Genomic DNA, 18,968 nt, shown 5'->3' with positions numbered 1-18,968 from the left:
ATCAAAGCGTCCAGCAGCTCCCAGGCAGACAGCGCCCCCGCCGCAGCACCCGCGGTGGAACTCCGCGGGATCACCAAGCGGTTCCCGGGCGTTGTCGCCAACCACGACATCGACATCACCATCCGCCGCGGCACCGTGCACGCGCTCGTCGGCGAGAACGGCGCGGGCAAGTCCACGCTGATGAAGATCCTCTACGGCATGCAGAAGCCGGACGAGGGCACCATCGGCATCGACGGCGAACAGGTCAGCTTCCACAGCCCGGCCGACGCCATCGCCCGCGGCATCGGCATGGTGCACCAGCACTTCATGCTCGCCGACAACCTCACCGTCCTGGAGAACGTCGTTCTCGGCGGCGAGAAACTGCACGGCATCAGCGGCAAGGCCCGCGCCGAGATCCTCAAGATCTCCGACCGCTACGGCCTCGGCGTCCGCCCCGACGTTCTCGTCGAGGACCTCGGCGTCGCCGACCGCCAGCGCGTGGAGATCCTCAAGGTCCTCTACCGCGGCGCCCGCACCCTCATCCTCGACGAGCCGACGGCGGTCCTGGTCCCACAGGAGGTCGACGCGCTCTTCGACAATCTGCGGGAGCTCAAGGCCGAGGGCCTGACCGTCATCTTCATCTCCCACAAGCTGGGCGAGGTCCTCTCGGTCGCCGACGACATCACCGTCATCCGGCGCGGCACCACCGTCGCCTCCGTCGTCCCCAGCGAGACCACGCCCAAGCAGCTCGCCGAGCTGATGGTCGGCAGCGAGCTGCCGTCGCCGCAGACCCGCGAGTCCACCGTCACCGACGTGGAGATGCTGAAGGTTCACGGGCTGGCGCTGGTCGCCACCGACGCGGAGGGAGTGGCGCGCACCGTCCTGGACGAGGTGTCGCTGACCATCCGCAAGGGCGAAGTCCTGGGCATCGCAGGCGTGGAGGGCAACGGCCAGGCCGAACTGGTCGAGGCCATCATGGGCATGCGCGACCCCGACGGCGGCGCCGTCGTGCTGGACGGCATCGACATCAGCCATGCGCCCACCCGCACCCGGCGCGAGGACGGCATCGGCTACATCCCCGAGGACCGCCACCGCCACGCCCTGCTGCTCGAGGCCCCCCTGTGGGAGAACCGCATCCTGGGGCATGTCACCGAAAAGCCCAACGCCAAGGGCCGGTTGCTGGATCTGAAGGCCGCGCGCGCCGACACCGAGCGGATCGTGCGCGAATACGACGTGCGTACCCCCGGCATCGAGGTCACCGCGGCCTCGCTCTCCGGCGGCAATCAGCAGAAGCTGATCGTCGGCCGCGAGATGAGCCACCACCCCAAGCTGCTGATCGCCGCGCACCCCACCCGGGGCGTGGACGTCGGCGCCCAGGCGCAGATCTGGGACCAGATCCGCGAGGCGCGCCGCGAAGGACTGGCCGTGCTGCTGATCTCGGCCGACCTGGACGAGCTGATCGGCCTGTCCGACACCCTGCGGGTCATGTACCGCGGCCGTCTGGTCGCGGACGCGGACCCCGCCACCATCACCCCGGAGGAGTTGGGCTCGGCCATGACCGGCGCCGCTACCGGCCACCTGTCCGCGTCGGAGGACGGCTCCGCCGAGGGCCGTACGCAGGAGGGTGAGTCCGAGTGAAGAAGAAGTTTGCCGGATTCGACAAGAACAAGGTGATCCTCGGGATCGCCGCACCCCTCCTCGCCATCGTGGCGGCCCTCGTCATCACCTCGGTGATCATCCTGGCCACCGGCAAGGACCCGATCCACGCCTACCTCGTGATGGCCGACTTCGGCTCCAAGAGCGACAGCCAGGTCTGGATCATCAACAAGGCGGTTCCGTACTACCTGTCCGCGCTGGCCGTCGCCATCGGCTTCCGGATGAACCTCTTCAACATCGGCGTCGACGGCCAGTACCGCATCGCGGCGTTCTTCGCCGCGGTGGTCGGCGGCGCGCTGACGCTCCCCGGCTATCTGCAGATCCCGCTGATCATCATCGTCGCGATGCTGGTCGGCTCGGTCTGGGCGGGAATCGCGGGTCTGCTGAAGACCACCCGCGGCGTCAGCGAAGTGATCACCACGATCATGCTGAACGCCATCGCGGCCGCGGTCATCGGCTACTTCCTCCAGGAAGGCCGCCTCGCGCAGAAGGACGGCAACCTCTTCCACACGCCCAACCTGCCGGCCTCCAGCCACTTCTTCACCATCCCCACCCAGCCCAAGCCTCTCGACGGCTTCCTCGTCATCGCCGTCGTCGTCGGCTTCGTGTACTGGTTCCTCCTCAACCGCACCCGCTTCGGCTTCGACCTGCGGACGGTCGGCCAGTCCGAGCCGGCGGCCGAGGCCAGCGGCGTCCACGTCAAGCGCATGATCGTCACCTCCATGCTGCTGTCCGGCGCCGCGGCCGGCCTGATCGGCATGCCGACGCTGCTCGGCGTCTCGTACAACTACGGCACCGACTTCCCCATCGGCATCGGCTTCACCGGCATCGCCATCGCGCTGCTCGGCCGTAACCACCCGCTCGGCATGGCGGCCGGCGCGCTGCTGTGGGGCTTCCTCGAACGCACCGGCACCCAGCTCGAATTCGAGGACTACGAGCAGGAGATCGTCGGCGTGATGCAGGGCGTCATCGTGCTCTGCGTCGTCATCGCCTACGAACTCGTGCGCCGCTACGGCCTCAGACTCCAGCAGCGGAAGGTCGGCGAGGAGCTCGCCGCCCAGGCCCGCAAGACCGACAAGGCGGAGGTGTCCTCGTGAGCACGAACCTCACGGCCCCGGTCGCGGAGAGCACCGGCGGCAAGCACAAGCCCAAGCCCCCCAGGATCAAGCTCACCTACCCCAAGATCCTGCTGCTCATCGCGGGCAGCCTGATCCTGCTGTCCCTGCTGCGGATCATCACCGGCGCCAACAACCTGACCGAATCCGGCCAGTACACCGCGGCGCTCAACGCCGCCGTGCCGATCGGCCTGGCCGGTCTCGGCGGCCTGTGGGCCGAGCGCTCCGGCGTCATCAACATCGGCCTCGAAGGCATGATGATGCTCGGCGCCTTCTCCGCCGGCGCGGTCGGCTGGCAGCACGGTCCCTGGGCCGCGGCCCTGGCCGGCGTCCTCGGCGGCGCGCTCGGCGGACTGCTGCACGCCCTCGCCACCGTCACCTTCGGCGTCGACCACATCGTCTCCGGCGTCGCCATCAACATCATGGCGCTCGGCCTGACCCAGTTCCTCGCCAAGCTGTGGTTCGGCGCGGACGGCAGCGCGGCCGCGGCCGCCGGCGGCAACGACAAGCAGTCGCCACCGATGTCCGACATGCCGACGTTCACCGTTCCCGGCCTGTCCGACTGGCTCTACTCCATCGAGCAGCACCACTGGTTCCTGATCTCCGACGCGGCCGGTATCTGCGGCTCCCTGGTCACCAACGTCTCCTGGCTGACCCTGCTGACCGTCGGCATCTTCGTGCTGACCTTCTTCGTCCTGTGGCGCACCTCCTTCGGGCTGCGGCTGCGCTCCTGCGGCGAGGGCCCGATCGCGGCCGAATCGCTCGGCGTCAACGTCTACCGCTACAAGTACGCGGCGGTGGTCGCCTCCGGTGCGCTGGCCGGGCTCGGCGGCGCGTTCCTCGCGATCTACGTGCACATCTACCAGGACGGCCAGACCGGCGGGCGCGGCTACATCGGCCTCGCCACCATGATCTTCGGCAACTGGCGGCCGGGCGGCGTCGCCATGGGCGCCGGCCTGTTCGGCTTCATGGACGCGCTCCAGCTGCGCGGTGGCGGCCCCACCGTCCATGCGCTGCTGCTCCTGCTCGCCGTACTGCTGGTGGGCCTCGCGGTGTGGAAGCTGCGCACCGGATACCGCACCCAGGCCGTGATCAGCCTGGTCTGCGCCGCGCTGCTCGCCCTCTGGTACACCACCACCGACACGGTCGCGCTGGAGATCGTCAGCGTCGCGCCGTACCTCACCACGCTGCTGGTGCTCGCGCTGGCCGCCCAGCGGCTGCGGCCCCCGAAGGCCATCGGCAAGATCTACCGAAGGGGCCAGGGCAAGTGAGCGAAGCTCCCGACTGGGAGTCGCTGCGGCGGCAGGCCCGGGACGCGATGTCCCGGGCCTACGCCCCGTACTCCGGCTACCCCGTCGGTGCCGCCGCCCTCGTGGACGACGGCCGCACCATCACCGGCTGCAACGTCGAGAACGCCTCGTACGGCCTGGCGCTGTGCGCCGAATGCGGCCTGGTCTCCGCCCTGTTCGCGGGCGGCGGCGGGAGGCTGACCGCCTTCACCTGCGTCGACGGCGACGGCGCGCTGCTCGTCCCGTGCGGGCGCTGCCGCCAGCTCCTGTACGAACACGGCGGCCCCGAGCTGCTGGTCGACACCGCGGCCGGCATCCGCCCGCTGTCCGACCTTCTGCCCGACGCCTTCGGGCCCGGCCACCTGGCCCCCTGACGCACGGGGGTGGCCGGACCCCGTCCGGTCTGGCCACCCCCGTGTCTATGCGTGTAGAACGGGGGCTACCCGTTCGAAAGGAACCGTCCATGGACGTCATCTCCGTCATCCGCACCAAGCGCGACCGCGGCGAGCTGACCCCCGATCAGATCGACTGGGTCATCGACGCCTACACCCGCGGCGAGGTCGCCCACGAACAGATGTCGTCCCTGGCCATGGCCATCTTCCTCAACGGCATGAACCGCACGGAGATCGCCCGCTGGACCGCCGCCATGATCGCCTCCGGCGAGCGCATGGACTTCTCCTCCCTCTCCCGCCCCACCGCCGACAAGCACTCCACCGGTGGCGTCGGCGACAAGATCACCCTCCCCCTCGCCCCCCTCGTCGCCGCCTGCGGCGCGGCCGTCCCCCAGCTCTCCGGCCGCGGCCTCGGCCACACGGGAGGGACGCTGGACAAGCTGGAGTCGATCCCCGGCTGGCGCGCATCGCTGAGCAACGCCGAGATGCTGGACGTCCTGCACTCCGTCGGCTCCGTCATCTGCGCGGCCGGCGACGGCCTCGCCCCCGCCGACAAGAAGCTCTATGCGCTCCGCGACGTCACCGGCACCGTCGAGTCCATCCCGCTCATCGCCTCCTCCATCATGTCCAAGAAGATCGCCGAAGGGACCGGCTCCCTCGTCCTGGACGTCAAGGTCGGCTCCGGCGCCTTCATGAAGCACCTCGACGACGCCCGCGAACTGGCCGCCACCATGGTCGAGTTGGGCACCGACCACGGCGTACGGACCACGGCCCTGCTCACCGACATGGCCACCCCCCTCGGCCGCACGGCCGGCAACGCCCTCGAAGTCCGCGAATCCGTCGAGGTCCTGGCCGGCGGCGGCCCCGCCGATGTGGTGGAACTGACCCTCGCCCTGGCCCGCGAAATGCTCGACGCGGCGGGCCTGCCGGACGCCGACCCCGCCAAGGCCCTGGCCGACGGCTCCGCCATGGACCACTGGCGCCGCATGATCACCGCCCAGGGCGGCGACCCCGACGCCCCCCTCCCCGTCGCCCGCGAACAGCACACCGTCACGGCCTCCGCCACGGGCACCCTCACCACCCTCGACGCCTACGCCGTCGGCCTCGCCGCCTGGCGCCTGGGCGCCGGCCGCGCCCGCAAGGAGGACCCGGTCCAGGCCGGTGGGGGCGTGGAACTGCACGCCAAGCCGGGCGATGCGGTGACGGCGGGCCAGCCGCTGTTCACCCTCCACACGGACACGCCGGAAAAGCTCCCGTACGCGCTGGAGGCACTGGACGGCGGGGTACTCGTCGGACCGCCGGACGCGGACTTCCTCGCCTCGCCGGTCGTGCTGGAACGCATCGGCTGAGGCCAACGGTGGCGCCCGGGTCTCATGGGGCAGGGCGCCACCCACCCCCGCCCCCAAGGGAGCGGGCCGGGCGAGGCGACGGCCCGGGCGGAATCACCTCCTCGTCGCTGTCGGCATAGGCGTCGTCGTGGGTGTCGAGCAGCAGACCGCGGCCCTGGGCATGGGCCGAACGGGTGCATCCTGAGCCGGTCTGCGGGGGTGGGCCGCCAGGATCGCGATCTTGCCTCGTCCGCGGGTTATGGTCCCGCGTGGAAACGCTCCCCTGGGGCAGTTCCTGCTGCTCCCGCTGGTGTTCTTGGAGGCTCGCGGGTATGCCCCATGCGTATGGCGGGCCAGCGGACGGCCGACGTGGCTTCCTGGCCGGGCTCCGGTCGGGAGCGGGTGTCCTGCTCGCAGCGGCCGCCGCGGTGCTGAGCACGCTGATCATCGCCACGCCCGCCGCTGCGGCCGTGCCCAGTTGCAGCGTCGGGGCTTACGTCACCGACCTCTACGCGGTGGATCCGGTCAGGCGCACCGTGAACGCGGACCTGTGGCTGTGGAGCGTATGCCCACGCAAGGATCTCGCCGCTGTCCAGCGTCTCGAGTTCACCAACGCGACGAGGACGGCGCTGACCGAGCCTTCCAGCGAGAAGGTGGACAACGCGTACTGGACGCAGGTCAAAGTGTCCGGGACCTTCCGGCAGACCTTGGACCTGACGGACTTTCCGTTCGACAAACAGGTCATCCGGATCCAGGTTGAGGAAAACGAGCTGGACGAGTCGCGGTTCGTCTACCGGGCGGATGTGAAGAACTCCACGTACAACCCCAGGATCCATCCCGACGACTTCAAGATCACGCAATTCCGGATCGGTGTCGTGGACGCGCCCTACAAGACGAACTTCGGCGATCCCCGGCTCAAGCAAGGAGGCAGCAGTCGCTACTCCCAGCTGGTGATCGAGTTCCAGCTCACCCGAGAGGACATCACGAATTTCGGCAAGCAGATCCTGCCGGTATATGTGGCTTTCCTGGTCGCCCTGATCTCGTTTCTGATCTGGTCGAAGGACAACGAGGTCGCCATGGTGGCACGGCTCGGGATTCTCGGTGCCGCGCTCTTCACGATCATGCTCAACTTGCGGGCGGTCGACGAGGCGATGGGCACCTTCCTGAACGTGACGCTGGTCGAAGAGATCCACTTCATGAGCCTGCTCTACGTACTGATCGGTGTCGCCAACACCACCTACATCATGAAGCTGTTGACCGATCCCATGGCCCGAACGGCGGCGCGGCGCTTCAACAACCGCATTTTCGCCCTCGCGACGGGCTTGTACCTCGTCGTCAACATCGTCGCCATCTCCCTCACCGTGTCGTTCTGAGTCCGGGTACGTGGGGGACCGCGACCGCACGGACGGCGACCTCGCCGCGGCCACCGACACCGCATCCGTCGGGCCGGACCGACCCGACGGCCGCAGGTGCGTACGACGAAGGGGCCGCCCCGCCAGGACAGGTGGCGAGGCGGCCCCTCCGGCTTGCGGGTGCGGCTATGCCGCCTTGGCCAGTCGGAGGTGTCGGCGCTCGACGACCGCCTTGCGCGTCGCGTACAGCGTGATCGACGCCGCGCCGACCATCGCCACCAGGCCGAGGGCGACGGTGCCCTCCCAGCCCGCCGCGTGGAAGGCCGCGGCGCCCAGTGCGCCGCCCAGGCTGCTGCCGACGTAGTAGGAGCACTGGTAGAGGGCCGAGGCCTGGGCGCGAGCCGTCTTGGCGGTGCGGCTGACCGCCGAGGAGGCGACCGCGTGGCCCGCGAAGAAGCCCGCGGTGATCAGGATCAGGCCCGCCAGGACCGCGGCGACCGAGTCGGCCAGGGAGAGGAGCAGGCCGATGGAGGTCGCGCCGACGGCCAGGTAGAGGGCGCCGCGGCGGCCCATCCGGGCGACCAGCGTGCCCGCCGCGGCCGAGGAGACCGTACCGACCAGGTAGACGATGAAGATCGAGCCGACGATGCCCTGCGGGAGGTTGAACGGCTCGGAGGTGAGGCGGTAGCCGACGACGGTGTACACCGCGCCGAAGACCGTCATGAAGAGGGCGCCGATGCCGTACAGGCGCCGCAGCAGCGGGTTGGCCAGGTGGCCGCCGAGGGTACGGGCCAGCGCCCGCGGGCCGACCGAACGGGACACGAAGTGCCGGGCCTTGGGCACCAGCAGCCGGAACGCCACCGCGCACACCACGGCCATCAGACCGACCGCGCCGAGCGCGGCCCGCCAGCCCCAGGCCTGAGCGACCCAGCCGGTCACGATCCGGCCGGACATCCCGCCGATGCTGTTGCCCGCCACAAACAGTCCGATGGCCGCCACCAGCGCCTTGGCCCGTACCTCCTCGGCCAGGAAGGCCATCGCCGAGGCCGGCAGACCGGCCAGCGCGACACCCTGCACGCCGCGCAGCGCGATCAGCACGCCGAGGGAGGGGGCGAAGGGGATCAGCATCGCGATCAGCGCCGCGATGGAGAGGGAGGCCGTCATCAGGGCGCGGCGGCCGAAGCGTTCGGAGACGGCGCTGAGCGGGATCACGCCGAGCGCCAGGCCGAACGTGGCCGCCGAGACGGTCCAACTCGCCTGGTCCGGCGAGACGTTGAGGTCGCTGGAGATCGCCGGCAGCAGCGCCTGCGTGGAGTACAGGAGCGCGAAGGTGGCGACTCCGGCGGCGAAGAGGGCGAAGCTCATCCGGCGGTAGCCGGGGCCGCCCGGACGCAGCTTGCCGGACTCGGGGTCGACGGCGGCGGCTGCGGGGGAAGAAGTGTCGGTGGACGACTGGGGAGAGGCGGCCGTACGGGTGGTGACGGACGCCCCGGTATCAGCGGGAGGCATGCTTCGAAGGTAGGACGCCGCGTTTCATGCGTCCAATGCATGGAAACGGCATAATCAATGCTGTGACGCATGATCCCAGTTCACGACCCGCTCTGTCGCAACCTCGCAACAGAAAAGACATCCCGGAAGTGGCGGAGGCCACTGATCTTGGTGCGGATTCCTGGGCGTACGCGCTCGCGCCGCGCCTCGCCCAGTTCACCGCGGTGGCCCGGCACGAGCACGTCACCCGCGCCGCGCAGGAGCTGGGCATGCCCCAGCCGACCCTCAGCCGCGCCCTCGTCCGGCTGGAGGAGGACCTCGGCGTCGCACTCTTCGCCCGGCACGGCCGCACCCTCTCGCTCACCCCGGCCGGGCGGGCCTTTCTCGCCTCCACCGAGCGGGCGTTGACGGAGCTGGAGCGCGCCACCGACTCCGTACGCGCCGACGCCGACCCCACCGCCGGCAAGATCGCCTTCGGCTTTCTGCACACCCTCGGCCCCGAGACGGTCCCCGGCCTCATCCGCACCTTCCGCGCCGACCATCCGCGGGTCCGTTTCCAGCTCGTCCAGAACTACGGCGAGGCGATGATCGAGCGGCTGCGGGCCGGCGATCTCGACCTCTGCCTGACCTCGCCGGTGCCGGACTACCCGGACCTGGTCGCCCGCCGCCTCGACGAGCAGAAGCTCCGCCTCGTCGTCCCGGACGACCATCCGCTCGCCGGTCGTAAGCGGATCCGGCTGGCGGAGGCGGCGGGCGAGCTGTTCGTGACCCTGGAGCCGGGGTACGGGCTGCGCCGGATCACCGATGCGTTGTGTGCCGAGGCGGGGTTCACGCCGCGGGTCGCGTTCGAGGGGGAGGAGGCGGAGACGCTGCGCGGCCTGGTGGCGGCCGGGCTGGGCGTGGCGCTGCTGCCGCCGCCCGCGGTGCCGCGGCCCGGTGTCGCCGAACTGACGGTGACGGCGCCGCGCGCGGTGCGCGAGATCGGCGTGGCCTGGCTGGACGGCCACCCGGACACGCCGCCGGTGGCCGCGTTCAAGAAGTTCCTGCTGAGCCGGCGGGGCGTGCTGCTGCCGCGGTGAGCGGGCGCGGGTGTCGCTGCCGCCGTGAGCGGGCGCCGGGGCTGCCGACGCGGCGCACGGTGCGCCCTACCGTCGCCCCGGCCGAGGATTCCGGCGCAGGGATCCCGGCCCGCCACGCCTCGACCGTCGCTCTCGGCGCCGTCCCGTCGTCCCTTGCGGCTTCAGTGCCGCAGCGATGCCCCGAACCCCGCCGCCAGCGGCATCCGCAGGCCCAGCGGCGGGGGCGCGGCCAGGGCGTCCGTCACTGGGCGGGCGTACTCGCGGGTGAAGAGGGAGCCGAGCAGGAAGTCGGTGGCGAGGGCGAGGACTTCGGCGCGGTGCTGGTGGAGGAAGTGGCCGTCGGAATGGACCTCGAAGCGGCAGGTGTCGCGGTTGACCTTCTTGGCCCGTTCGGCGTAGCGGTAGGAGAGGTCGGGGTCGGTGCGTTCGTCGTTGGTGCCGTGGACGAGCAGGACCTGGCGGCCGATGAGCTGTTTCACCGGATCGGGGGCGGTGGTCTGGGCGGCGGGGTCGGGAAACCAGGGGGCGATGGCCAGCACGGAGTGGACGGCCGGGTGGCCCGCGGCGTGCAGGGCGGCCCGGGCGCCCATGCCCGTACCGACCAGGCAGACCGGGACATCGCCGTAGCGGCGGACGATCTCCTCCAGGGCCCAGGTGGCGTCCCGTGCGGGGTGGGCGGACGCGCCGTTCCAGCCCCGGCAGCGATAGCGCAGGACGTGGGTGGCCAGGCCTTCGGGGCGGCCCGCCTTCGCCAGCCGGACCGCGAGCGGGCGGACCGCCAGCGCCGAGATCGGCGAGGGGCGCCGCACCCCGGTCGGCCCCCCTTCGGGCAGTAAGAGGGCGACGCCGTTGACGGTCCGGTCCGCCCCGGCCGTTCCGCGCGGTTTTCCCAGCCGGGCCTCGCGCACCGGCAGCGCTTGCTGAGCCATGACCAGAACGATGGCAGAAGGTGGGGTGTCGGCCACCCCGTGTACGGGTCACTGTTACGTATCGTTCGGTGAGATCTACGCGCGTAGGGGCTAGAGTGCGAAAATGACGAGCGAGACCACCAACCTCCCGACCAGTGAACAGATCGGCCGCGCACCCAAGGTGCTGCTCCACGATCACCTCGACGGCGGGCTGCGTCCCGGCACCATCGTCGACCTCGCCCGCGAGACCGGCTATGACGGCCTCCCCGAAGCCGATCCCGAGAAGCTGGGGATCTGGTTCCGCGAGGCGGCCGACTCCGGCTCGCTGGAGCGCTATCTGGAGACCTTCGCGCACACCTGCGCCGTCATGCAGACCCGCGACGCACTGACCCGGGTGGCCGCCGAGTGCGCCGAGGACCTGGCCGCGGACGGCGTGGTCTACGCCGAGGTCCGGTACGCGCCCGAGCAGCACCTGGAGAAGGGGCTGAGCCTCGAAGAGGTCGTCGAGGCCGTCAACGAGGGCTTCCGGGAAGGCGAGCGGCGGGCCCGGGAGAACGGCCACCGCATCCGTGTCGGCGCCCTGCTGACCGCCATGCGGCATGCCGCCCGCGCCCTGGAGATCGCCGAACTCGCCAACCGCTACCGCGACTTCGGCGTCGTCGGCTTCGACATCGCGGGCGCCGAGGCGGGCTTCCCGCCCACCCGCCACCTCGACGCCTTCGAGTACCTCAAGCGGGAGAACAACCACTTCACCATCCACGCCGGCGAGGCCTTCGGCCTGCCCTCCATCTGGCAGGCGCTCCAGTGGTGCGGCGCCGACCGCCTCGGCCACGGCGTCCGCATCATCGACGACATCGAGGTCGACGACGACGGCTCGGTCAAGCTGGGCCGGCTCGCCTCGTACGTACGCGACAAGCGCATCCCGCTGGAGATGTGCCCCACCTCCAACCTCCAGACCGGCGCCGCCCCCTCCTACGCCGAGCACCCCATCGGCCTGCTGCGCCGCCTGCAGTTCCGGCTCACCGTCAACACCGACAACCGGCTGATGAGCGGGACGTCCATGACCCGCGAATTCGAGCACCTGGTCAAGACATTCCGATACACGCTCGATGACATGCAGTGGTTTACAGTCAATGCGATGAAATCAGCATTCATTCCTTTCGATGAACGTCTGGCCATGATCAACGACGTCATCAAGCCCGGATACGCGGCGCTGCGGGCCGAATGGCTGTTTCGTCAGGCGGACACAACTACCGGCGCGAGCAGGGGTTCTCACGCTGAGTAAGACGAATCGGGCGCCATGGCGCGCGATATAGCGGAACGGCCGGTGGATGTCCACCGGCCGTTTTTCTTCGGCGGCTGGTGTTTGCGGCGGCGGTAATCACGTCACTAGGTTGATTTGCCGGTCAAGCCCCCATCACAAACCCCCATCACGAGGACGTAATTCGATGAAGCAGGGAACCATCAAGACTCTCGGTGCCGCCGCGCTCGGTGCCGCCTTCGCCGTCGCCGCCGCGGGCACCGCCTCCGCGGCTCCGTCGGTGAACGCAGCCGACGCCGCCGGTCTGCTGAACAAGCTGCCGGTCAAGCAGGCCACCGAGACCGTGTCGGGGGCCACGCACGCCGTCAAGCCGGCCGACGGCGACATCAAGAACCCCATCAAGACGAGCGGCAACATGGTGGGCGGTCTGCCGCTCAGCACCGTCACCGGTGTCGCCGGCAAGCTCCCGGCCAAGCTCCCGCTGACCAAGAGCGTCCGCTGAGCACCAACGGCTGAGTGGTCATCGGCCCCGGGCGGTGCCCCGGCGCGTACGCACTGCGTAGGCGCCGGGGCACCGCCTCGTGCACGACCCTTGTCCGTCGCCCGGCCGTGGCGGGCGCCCGGTTACCAGGCGGCGGCGTCGGTGGCCCTGTCCTCCGCGGGGAGGAATATCCACAGCGCCAGGTAGACGAGGAACTGCGGGCCGGGCAGCAGGCACGACAGCAGGAAGATCACGCGCATCGTCGTCGGGGTGGTACCGAAGCGACGGGCCAGCCCCGCGCACACTCCGGCGATCATTCGGTTGTTGCGGGGGCGGACCAATGCGGCGGCCATGACGGCGGCTCCTTTACGACTCGGTGGGGCGTTTGCCCCGATGTCTCAAAGGTAGGTCCGGCTGCCGAAGAGAACGTCAGCCTGCGGGGCTACTCCGACCCTGGAGATCTTCGGGGTCGCATCCCTGAGACGCTCCTCCCGGCGGCGGAGCCGGTACCGGGCCCCAGGTACGACCACCAGGTGGGCCAGCGCCACCCCCAGCGTGTTCAGCAGCACCGAGTCGACGTCCGCGACCTGCCCCGGCACCCCGGCCTGCAACAGCTCGATGGCCAGCGCGATCATCGCGCCGGCGAAGACGGTACGCGCCAGGGACACCAGCGGCGACACATGGAGCCGCCCGGCCGCCATCGGGAGCAGCACCCCCAGCGGCGCCAGCAGCAGCACCTGGCCGCCCAGGCTCTGCACCGCGTGCCAGGGGCCGTGGGCCAGCTCGGCGCTGATCGACGCCAGCGGCTCGACATTGGGCGCGGGCACCCATGGCACCGTACGTGGCCGCAGCGTCAGCCAGCCGACAACCAGCAGATGCGCCACCAGGAGCAGAAGTCCGGTGGCGCGCATACGGAGGGCGGCGGTGTCGCCGCAACCATGACGCTGCACACAGGCCAGGACGCCGGTAGCGGGAGCCGCGGTTCCGCCCTGTTGCGCCCGTCTTGGCCGGATGACCGCCCCCGGGGGCCCGGTGTCGGACTTGGCCGCCACCGCCACCGTCACCGCCAGCGCGGCCCGGGCCCCCGGCCCCCGTACCCGGCCGGGACCCCGTAACTCAGTCGTCCTCGGACAGCGGGTCGCCCCAGCCCGCGTTCTGTGCGGTGTCCGGGTTGGCGAGCACATCGGCGGAGCAGTCGTAGCGGTGCGGTGTGTCCTTGCCGGGTCCGCCGAGCACCGCCGCATGCGCCCGGCCCAGGGCCGGGGCCGCTCCGTAGGAGCACACCAGCTGTGCCAGCGCGAAGGACGGCAGATCGTCCGGCGGGATGCTCAGCCGCAGCGCATCCGCGGGATCGCCCGCGCGCGGGCCGGTCACCCTCAGGTCCTCGGGCACCGCGCTGCTGAACCCGGCCTCGTCCTCCGCCGGCGAGGGCCGGTGGCGCAGCTCGTCCAGCAGCGCCCGCGCCGCGGCCAGCCGCGTGGCGGCCGCCGTCGCGCCCTTGGGCGGCGGCACGGACCGCTCCACCTGGGCCAGCGTCGAACTGCACACCAGATAGACGGCGACCTGAAGACGACCGGGAGCGGCCGACTCCGTGTCCCGGGCGGGGGCCTTGCAGCTCACCCGCGACGGCGCGCCCCCGGCGTCCACCGGAACCGACGTACCGCGGATGCCGCAGCCCGCGGCGGCCAGTGCCACCACCGCCACCGTGGCGGTGCGCCCGGCACGCGAGAGCCACCTGAGCCGCCTCATCGATTCCCCTCCGCGCTGCCGCCGGCCGTTCCGCCGTCCTTGCGGCCCTCGCCCGGCCCGCCGTCCGTCAGCCGGGACGCGTCCATCGGCAGCCGCAGCGTGAAGACCGCGCCGCCCTCCGGCCGATTGGCGGCCGTGATCTCCCCGCCGTGGATATGTGCGTTCTCCATCGCGATGGACAGGCCCAGACCGCTGCCCTCCGACCGCGGCCGGGACGCGCTCGCCTTGTAGAAGCGGTCGAAGACGTGCGGCAGCACCTCCTCGGGGATGCCGGGACCGTGATCCCGTACCCGGATCACCAGCTCCCCGCCCCCGGTTCCCGCTTCCCCCGTCGCCTCGATGTCCTCGATGCTCTCGATATCCGCGATATCCGCGATGTCCCCGGTGAGTTCGGGGTGTTCGGCGTGCTCGGGGTGTTCGGTGTGCACCGACACCCGCACCGGCGACCCGCCGTGCTTGAGGGCATTGCCGATCAGATTCGCCAGGATCACATCGAGGCGCCGCGGGTCCAGCCGGGCCACGATGCCGCGGTCCGCATCCAGATCGACCGCGTCCAGCCAGGCCCGCGCGTCGATGCACGCCGTCACCTGGTCCGCGACATCGACATCGTCCAGCACCAGCCGGGCCGTGCCCGCGTCGAAGCGGGTGACCTCCATCAGGTTCTCCACCAGGTCGTTCAGCCGCCGGGTCTCGCTGACCACCAGCTGCACCGCGGGCGCGATCATCGGATCGAGGGAGTCGGCCTCCTCCTCCAGCACCTCCGAGACCGCGGTGATCGCCGTCAGGGGCGTACGGAGCTCGTGCGACATGTCGGCGACGAACCGCCGCGAGGACGCCTCCCGCGCGCTCAGCTCCTCGACCCGCTGCTCCAGTCGCTCCGCCGTACGGTTGAACGTCCGGGAGAGATCGGCGAGTTCGTCCGTACCGGTCACCCGCAGCCGGGTGTCCAGCCGCCCCTCGCCCAGCTGGCGCGCCGCGTACCCCAGCCGCTGTACGGGCCGCAGCACCGTCGTCGCGGCGGCCTGCGCCAGCAGCGCCGAACCCACCAGCGCCAGCGCGGTGGCGATCCCCAGCGACCAGGCCAGCGAGTTGAGGTCCTGCCGCTCGGCGGCCAGCGACTTCATCATGTAGCCGGTCGGGCCGCCGCCGATCACCTTCGCCCCGGCGACCAGATAGGGAACGTCCCCGATCTCCTGGCGCTGCCAGTACAGGTGGTGCGCATAGCGATTGGACTCATCGACCGGACGCACCTCGTTGACCGCCGTACGCAGCGCCTTCGGCACGCTCTTGAGCGTCAGCAGATCCTTGTCCGTGGTGGCCGCGCAGGCCTTGCCCTCCCGGTCCGTGCCGATCAGCAGCACGGTGTAGTTCTGCGGCCCGCCGGCTATCTGCCGCGCCGCGTCCTGGAGTTCGGAGCACCGTGGCCGCGGCGGCAGCGACCGCGTGCTGTCCTCCAGCGACTTGCGGAAATCCTTCAGCACGGCGTTCTGCGTACGGTCCAGCACCGTGTTGCGGTTGAGCCAGTAGGCGATGCCGGACGCGGAGACCGCGGCGGTCAGCGCCACCAGCGCGAAGACGACGACCAGCCGCAGCCGCAGGCTCGTCCAGCGCAGCAGCCCGGAGGCGCGCCGCAGCAGCCGCGCGGGCCGGCCGCCGGGCCCGGCCGCCGGGGTGTCCCCGGTCGTGTCGTCGGTGCCGCTCTCCGTGGGGCGTTCCGTCACTGCGGGGAGTCCAGCCGGTACCCGACTCCGCGGACCGTACGGATCAGGGTCGGCGAGGACGGCACGTCCTCCACCTTCGCGCGCAGCCGCTGGACACAGGCGTCCACCAGCCGCGAATCGCCCAGGTAGTCGTGCTCCCACACCAGCCGCAGCAACTGCTGCCGCGACAGCGCCTGTCCGGGCCGGCGGCTCAGCTCCAGCAGCAACCGCAGCTCGGTCGGCGTCAGTTGCAGATCCTCGCCGTTCTTGGTGACCGTCATCGCCGAGCGGTCGATCACCAGCGAGCCGAAGGTCGCCGAATCGCTGGACTCCCGCTCCCCGCGGCGCAGTACGGCACGGATGCGGGCGTCCAGCACCCGCCCCTGCACCGGCTTGACGACATAGTCGTCCGCGCCGGACTCCAGCCCCACCACGACGTCGATGTCGTCGTTGCGCGCGGTGAGCAGGATGATGGGCAGCTGGTCCGTACGCCTGATCCGCCGGCACACCTCGAAACCGTCGATGCCCGGCAGCATCACATCCAGCACGATCAGGTCCGGGCGCTGCTCGCGCAGCAGTTTCAGGCCGTCCTCGCCCGACGCCGCGGTCACCACACGGTGACCTTGGCGCGACAGCGAGAGTTCGAGGGCCGTGCGGATGGCGTCGTCGTCCTCGATCAGCAACAGGAAAGGCACCCGGTCATTCTGGCCCATGGAACGCCGGGAGATCGACCGGTGGCCCCCTCTCATATGCGCCCCCGGCGCGTGGTGGCCCCGCGCCGTGCCCCACCGGCGCCTGTGACAGGGCTGTGACAGTCGGCGGACACCGCGATGAAACTGCGTTGGCAGTCTTTTGGGCACCGGGAGAGATCAACACCCGGGACACACCGAACGAGCTGGCTCAACGACGGGGGGCGCGAGATGAACACACTGCACGGCACCACTTCCAGCGCAGTTATCACGCGGCTCCACGACGTCGTACGGGCCGGGGAGAAGTCCGGTGCCGTGAGCGGGCGGGGGTGCGCTCGCGGCACCGGGCGTCAGCGGCCGCCTTACATGGTGGCCATCGACGCGACATCGGTGGAGATCCCCAGGCCCAACGGGGGAAACACGGGCCACGGGGAGACCGACGGGGGACCGCACGGGGGAACGGAGTACAGGGAGGGGACGGGGGAACGGCGCTCCGCGTCGGAGGCGGCCGAGGCCGAAGCGGCCTTCACCGCCTACGTCCAGGAGCGCCGCGCCTCCCTGTACGCCACCGCCTACCACCTGACCGGCGACCGCTACGAGGCCGAGGACCTGCTGCAGAGCGCACTGTTCTCCACCTACCGGGCGTGGGACCGGATCAGCGACAAGGCGGCGCTCGGCGGCTATCTGCGGCGCACCATGACCAACCTGCACATCAGCGCCTGGCGCCGCCGCAAGCTCAACGAATACCCGACCGAGGAACTGCCCGAGACGGCCGGCGACGTGGACGCCATGCGCGGCACGGAGCTGCGCGCCGTCCTGTGGCAGGCACTGGTCCGGCTGCCCGAGGCGCAGCGCACCATGCTGGTGCTGCGCTACTACGAGGGCCGTACGGACCCCGAGATCGCGGACATTCTCAACATCAGTGTCGGCACGGTGAAGTCGAGCATCTGGCGCTCCCTGCGCCGGCTGCGCGAGGACGAGGTCCTCAGCTTCGGCCGTGACGAGGAGGAGTCCTTCGGCGAGCTGGTGGCCTGAGGGCGGGGGGAAACCGGGGGAAAACGGGGGACGTGCCCGAGGGGAACGGGGTACGGGGGATACGGGGGAAACCGGCCGAGGCGGAGCATTCCGCCGAGGCCGGGCGTATCGGGGGATACGGGGGAAACAGGGGGATACGGGGAAAGGAAGCGGGTTCGGGCGGCCGGGGGGTCTGCCCGAGCCCGCTTCCGCCGTTCCGCCACCCGCCCCGCGCGCCGGGATCAGGAGCGGACGGCCTCGCCGATCGCGTCCTCGCCCAGGCTCTCGTCACAGGGGGGCGCTTCCGCGCGCGCCGCCGAAATGCGGGCCAGCGCCTCCGGCTTGGCGCACGGGTGGGCGCCCAGGGCGCAGTGCCGCGCGACGACCGAGCGTTCGTTGCGCAACAGCCGCAGGCCGCGACGCACCAGATACAGCGCCGACTTACGGCCCTCGCGCAGGTCCCGGGCCAGCCGCCGGCGGAAGGTCGTGGTGGGCCGGCCGCGCAGGCACAGCGCGTCGGCGAGCAGCCCCGCCTCGCGGCAGCCCGCTATGACATCGGCCGCGAAGATGCCCTCCGCGATGAACAACGGGGCGCCGTCGAGAGCGAGCCGGGACTCCCCGACCCGGGCGCTGGCGGCGATGTCGTACACGGGGACGGGCGTTCGCCCCGTACGGCACAGCGCGTCGATCGCATCGATCGCGGCCTCGGCGTCCCAGGACAGCGGCGAGTCCCAGTCGGCGCCGCCGCCGTGGGGCAGCTGCGGCAGCGTCGGGTCCGTGGCCTCCTTGTAGAAGTCGTCGAGGTTGAGGACGGGCAGGCCGGTCAGGGCGGCCAAGGACGTCTTGCCGGACCCCGAGGGGCCGGTCAGCAGGACGACGCGGACGGGTGGCCGGGCGGGCGACTGAGAGCTCACGGGTACCCATTGTCGGGCATTGGGCCGTTGGAAGTACCCCGCCGTACGAGACGGACCGTGAGGTGGATCCAACGGCACACCGTCAATTACTTTATGCAGTCGATCGATTACGCTTCGCAAGCGCGGATTCCGCAGTCAGGTGGCACACCAGATGGCCTCGCACGCACGTCCCCAGTCCAGCCGCATCCCCCGCACCCTGCTGCGCGCCGCCCTGACGGTCTCCGCGGCCGGCGCCGCGCTCGCGGCGGGCAGTTCGGCCGCGGCCGGCGCGGAGCCCGCGACCGCGCCCGTCGCCAAGCCCGACCACGGCGCCGACGCCGCCGTCGCGCACCGGCCGGCCTCCCCCCTGTGGAGGAACGTCGCCGGCGCCACCGGCGCGATCAAGAGACTTCAGATCAACCCGCTGGCCAACACCCCCGTCGACCCGCTGGCCAACGCCGTCGGCACCCAGGTCGCCGACTTCAAGCCGGTCAGCACGACCATGGTCACCGGCACCCTGTCGCGCGGCGGCGCGCTGAAGGACCTGCCGCTGGTGGGCACCGCGACGCGGGTGCTGCCCGGCTGAGCCGCGCCC

The 18,968-nt window shown here is 71.0% G+C and carries 19 protein-coding genes; 11 read left to right on the top strand and 8 right to left on the bottom strand.

Annotated features, from left to right (window positions below; all coding sequences use genetic code 11):
• From ACIGWZ_RS12930 to ACIGWZ_RS12905, 6 genes are all read left to right on the top strand, one after another.
• Positions 1-1,617: an ABC transporter ATP-binding protein gene (locus ACIGWZ_RS12930; protein WP_400064428.1), complete on the top strand. Its 1,617-nt coding sequence runs from the start codon at positions 1-3 to the stop codon at positions 1,615-1,617.
• Positions 1,614-2,732 carry an ABC transporter permease gene (locus ACIGWZ_RS12925; RefSeq protein ID WP_400063726.1) on the top strand — a complete coding sequence of 373 codons (1,119 nt, stop codon included), beginning with the start codon at positions 1,614-1,616 and terminating at the stop codon, positions 2,730-2,732. The genes ACIGWZ_RS12930 and ACIGWZ_RS12925 overlap by 4 nt, the downstream gene beginning before the upstream one ends.
• Positions 2,729-4,021, top strand: a complete 1,293-nt coding sequence (locus tag ACIGWZ_RS12920; RefSeq protein WP_400063724.1) for an ABC transporter permease — start codon at positions 2,729-2,731, stop codon at positions 4,019-4,021. Before ACIGWZ_RS12925 ends, ACIGWZ_RS12920 begins: the two co-directional genes overlap by 4 nt.
• A complete protein-coding gene (locus ACIGWZ_RS12915; RefSeq protein WP_400063722.1) occupies positions 4,018-4,413 on the top strand; it encodes a cytidine deaminase in 396 nt (131 codons plus the stop codon). Before ACIGWZ_RS12920 ends, ACIGWZ_RS12915 begins: the two co-directional genes overlap by 4 nt.
• A gap of 89 nt (positions 4,414-4,502) precedes the next feature.
• The gene (locus ACIGWZ_RS12910; RefSeq protein ID WP_400063720.1) at positions 4,503-5,780 is read left to right on the top strand and encodes a thymidine phosphorylase; all 1,278 of its coding nucleotides are present in this window, start codon (positions 4,503-4,505) and stop codon (positions 5,778-5,780) included.
• Positions 5,781-6,091: 311 nt separating this feature from the next.
• Positions 6,092-7,132: a hypothetical protein gene (locus tag ACIGWZ_RS12905; protein ID WP_400063718.1), complete on the top strand. Its 1,041-nt coding sequence runs from the start codon at positions 6,092-6,094 to the stop codon at positions 7,130-7,132.
• 165 nt (positions 7,133-7,297) lie between these two features.
• On the opposite strand, the gene ACIGWZ_RS12900 is transcribed toward ACIGWZ_RS12905, so the two are convergent.
• Positions 7,298-8,620: an MFS transporter gene (locus ACIGWZ_RS12900; RefSeq protein WP_400063716.1), complete on the bottom strand. Its 1,323-nt coding sequence runs from the start codon at positions 8,618-8,620 to the stop codon at positions 7,298-7,300.
• A 62-nt stretch (positions 8,621-8,682) separates the two neighbouring features.
• Between ACIGWZ_RS12900 and ACIGWZ_RS12895 the strand changes: the two genes are divergently transcribed.
• Complete coding sequence (locus tag ACIGWZ_RS12895; protein ID WP_400063714.1) at positions 8,683-9,678, top strand: LysR family transcriptional regulator; 996 nt, start codon at positions 8,683-8,685, stop codon at positions 9,676-9,678.
• 161 nt (positions 9,679-9,839) lie between these two features.
• On the opposite strand, the gene ACIGWZ_RS12890 is transcribed toward ACIGWZ_RS12895, so the two are convergent.
• The gene (locus ACIGWZ_RS12890; RefSeq protein ID WP_400063713.1) at positions 9,840-10,607 is read right to left on the bottom strand and encodes an alpha/beta hydrolase; all 768 of its coding nucleotides are present in this window, start codon (positions 10,605-10,607) and stop codon (positions 9,840-9,842) included.
• 103 nt (positions 10,608-10,710) lie between these two features.
• Here ACIGWZ_RS12890 and ACIGWZ_RS12885 point away from each other — a divergent pair, with 103 nt between their 5' ends.
• Positions 10,711-11,871, top strand: coding sequence for an adenosine deaminase (locus tag ACIGWZ_RS12885; RefSeq protein WP_400063711.1), 1,161 nt, complete (start codon positions 10,711-10,713; stop codon positions 11,869-11,871).
• A gap of 163 nt (positions 11,872-12,034) precedes the next feature.
• Positions 12,035-12,349, top strand: coding sequence for a hypothetical protein (locus ACIGWZ_RS12880; protein WP_400063709.1), 315 nt, complete (start codon positions 12,035-12,037; stop codon positions 12,347-12,349).
• Positions 12,350-12,471: 122 nt separating this feature from the next.
• Here the strand turns inward: ACIGWZ_RS12880 and ACIGWZ_RS12875 are convergent, their stop codons facing one another.
• The 5 genes from ACIGWZ_RS12875 to afsQ1 form a co-directional block, all read right to left on the bottom strand.
• A complete protein-coding gene (locus tag ACIGWZ_RS12875) occupies positions 12,472-12,681 on the bottom strand; it encodes a PspC domain-containing protein (RefSeq protein WP_400063707.1) in 210 nt (69 codons plus the stop codon).
• A gap of 45 nt (positions 12,682-12,726) precedes the next feature.
• Positions 12,727-13,239 (bottom strand): VanZ family protein, encoded by a 513-nt coding sequence (locus ACIGWZ_RS12870; protein WP_400064426.1) that lies wholly within the window; start codon positions 13,237-13,239, stop codon positions 12,727-12,729.
• A 205-nt stretch (positions 13,240-13,444) separates the two neighbouring features.
• On the bottom strand, positions 13,445-14,077 hold the full coding sequence (locus tag ACIGWZ_RS12865; RefSeq protein ID WP_400063706.1) for a hypothetical protein: 633 nt from the start codon (positions 14,075-14,077) through the stop codon (positions 13,445-13,447).
• Entirely contained in the window at positions 14,074-15,798 is a 1,725-nt protein-coding gene (locus ACIGWZ_RS12860) for an ATP-binding protein (RefSeq protein WP_400063704.1), read from the bottom strand. Before ACIGWZ_RS12860 ends, ACIGWZ_RS12865 begins: the two co-directional genes overlap by 4 nt.
• Positions 15,795-16,472: a two-component system response regulator AfsQ1 gene (afsQ1, locus tag ACIGWZ_RS12855; protein ID WP_030066851.1), complete on the bottom strand. Its 678-nt coding sequence runs from the start codon at positions 16,470-16,472 to the stop codon at positions 15,795-15,797. Before afsQ1 ends, ACIGWZ_RS12860 begins: the two co-directional genes overlap by 4 nt.
• 225 nt (positions 16,473-16,697) lie before the next feature.
• Between afsQ1 and ACIGWZ_RS12850 the strand changes: the two genes are divergently transcribed.
• Complete coding sequence (locus tag ACIGWZ_RS12850; RefSeq protein WP_400063702.1) at positions 16,698-17,501, top strand: SigE family RNA polymerase sigma factor; 804 nt, start codon at positions 16,698-16,700, stop codon at positions 17,499-17,501.
• Between the two features lie 221 nt (positions 17,502-17,722).
• Here ACIGWZ_RS12850 and ACIGWZ_RS12845 read toward each other — a convergent pair whose 3' ends face one another.
• The gene (locus tag ACIGWZ_RS12845) at positions 17,723-18,394 is read right to left on the bottom strand and encodes a uridine kinase (RefSeq protein WP_400063700.1); all 672 of its coding nucleotides are present in this window, start codon (positions 18,392-18,394) and stop codon (positions 17,723-17,725) included.
• A gap of 151 nt (positions 18,395-18,545) precedes the next feature.
• Between ACIGWZ_RS12845 and ACIGWZ_RS12840 the strand changes: the two genes are divergently transcribed.
• Positions 18,546-18,959, top strand: coding sequence for a hypothetical protein (locus ACIGWZ_RS12840; RefSeq protein ID WP_400063698.1), 414 nt, complete (start codon positions 18,546-18,548; stop codon positions 18,957-18,959).
• Positions 18,960-18,968 lie beyond the last annotated feature (9 nt).

The sequence above is a fragment of the Streptomyces sp. NPDC053427 genome, from assembly GCF_044544985.1.
Taxonomy (GTDB): domain Bacteria; phylum Actinomycetota; class Actinomycetes; order Streptomycetales; family Streptomycetaceae; genus Streptomyces.
The sequence above is the reverse complement of the archived record's forward strand: the minus strand, read 5'-3'. Positions and strand labels throughout refer to the sequence as shown.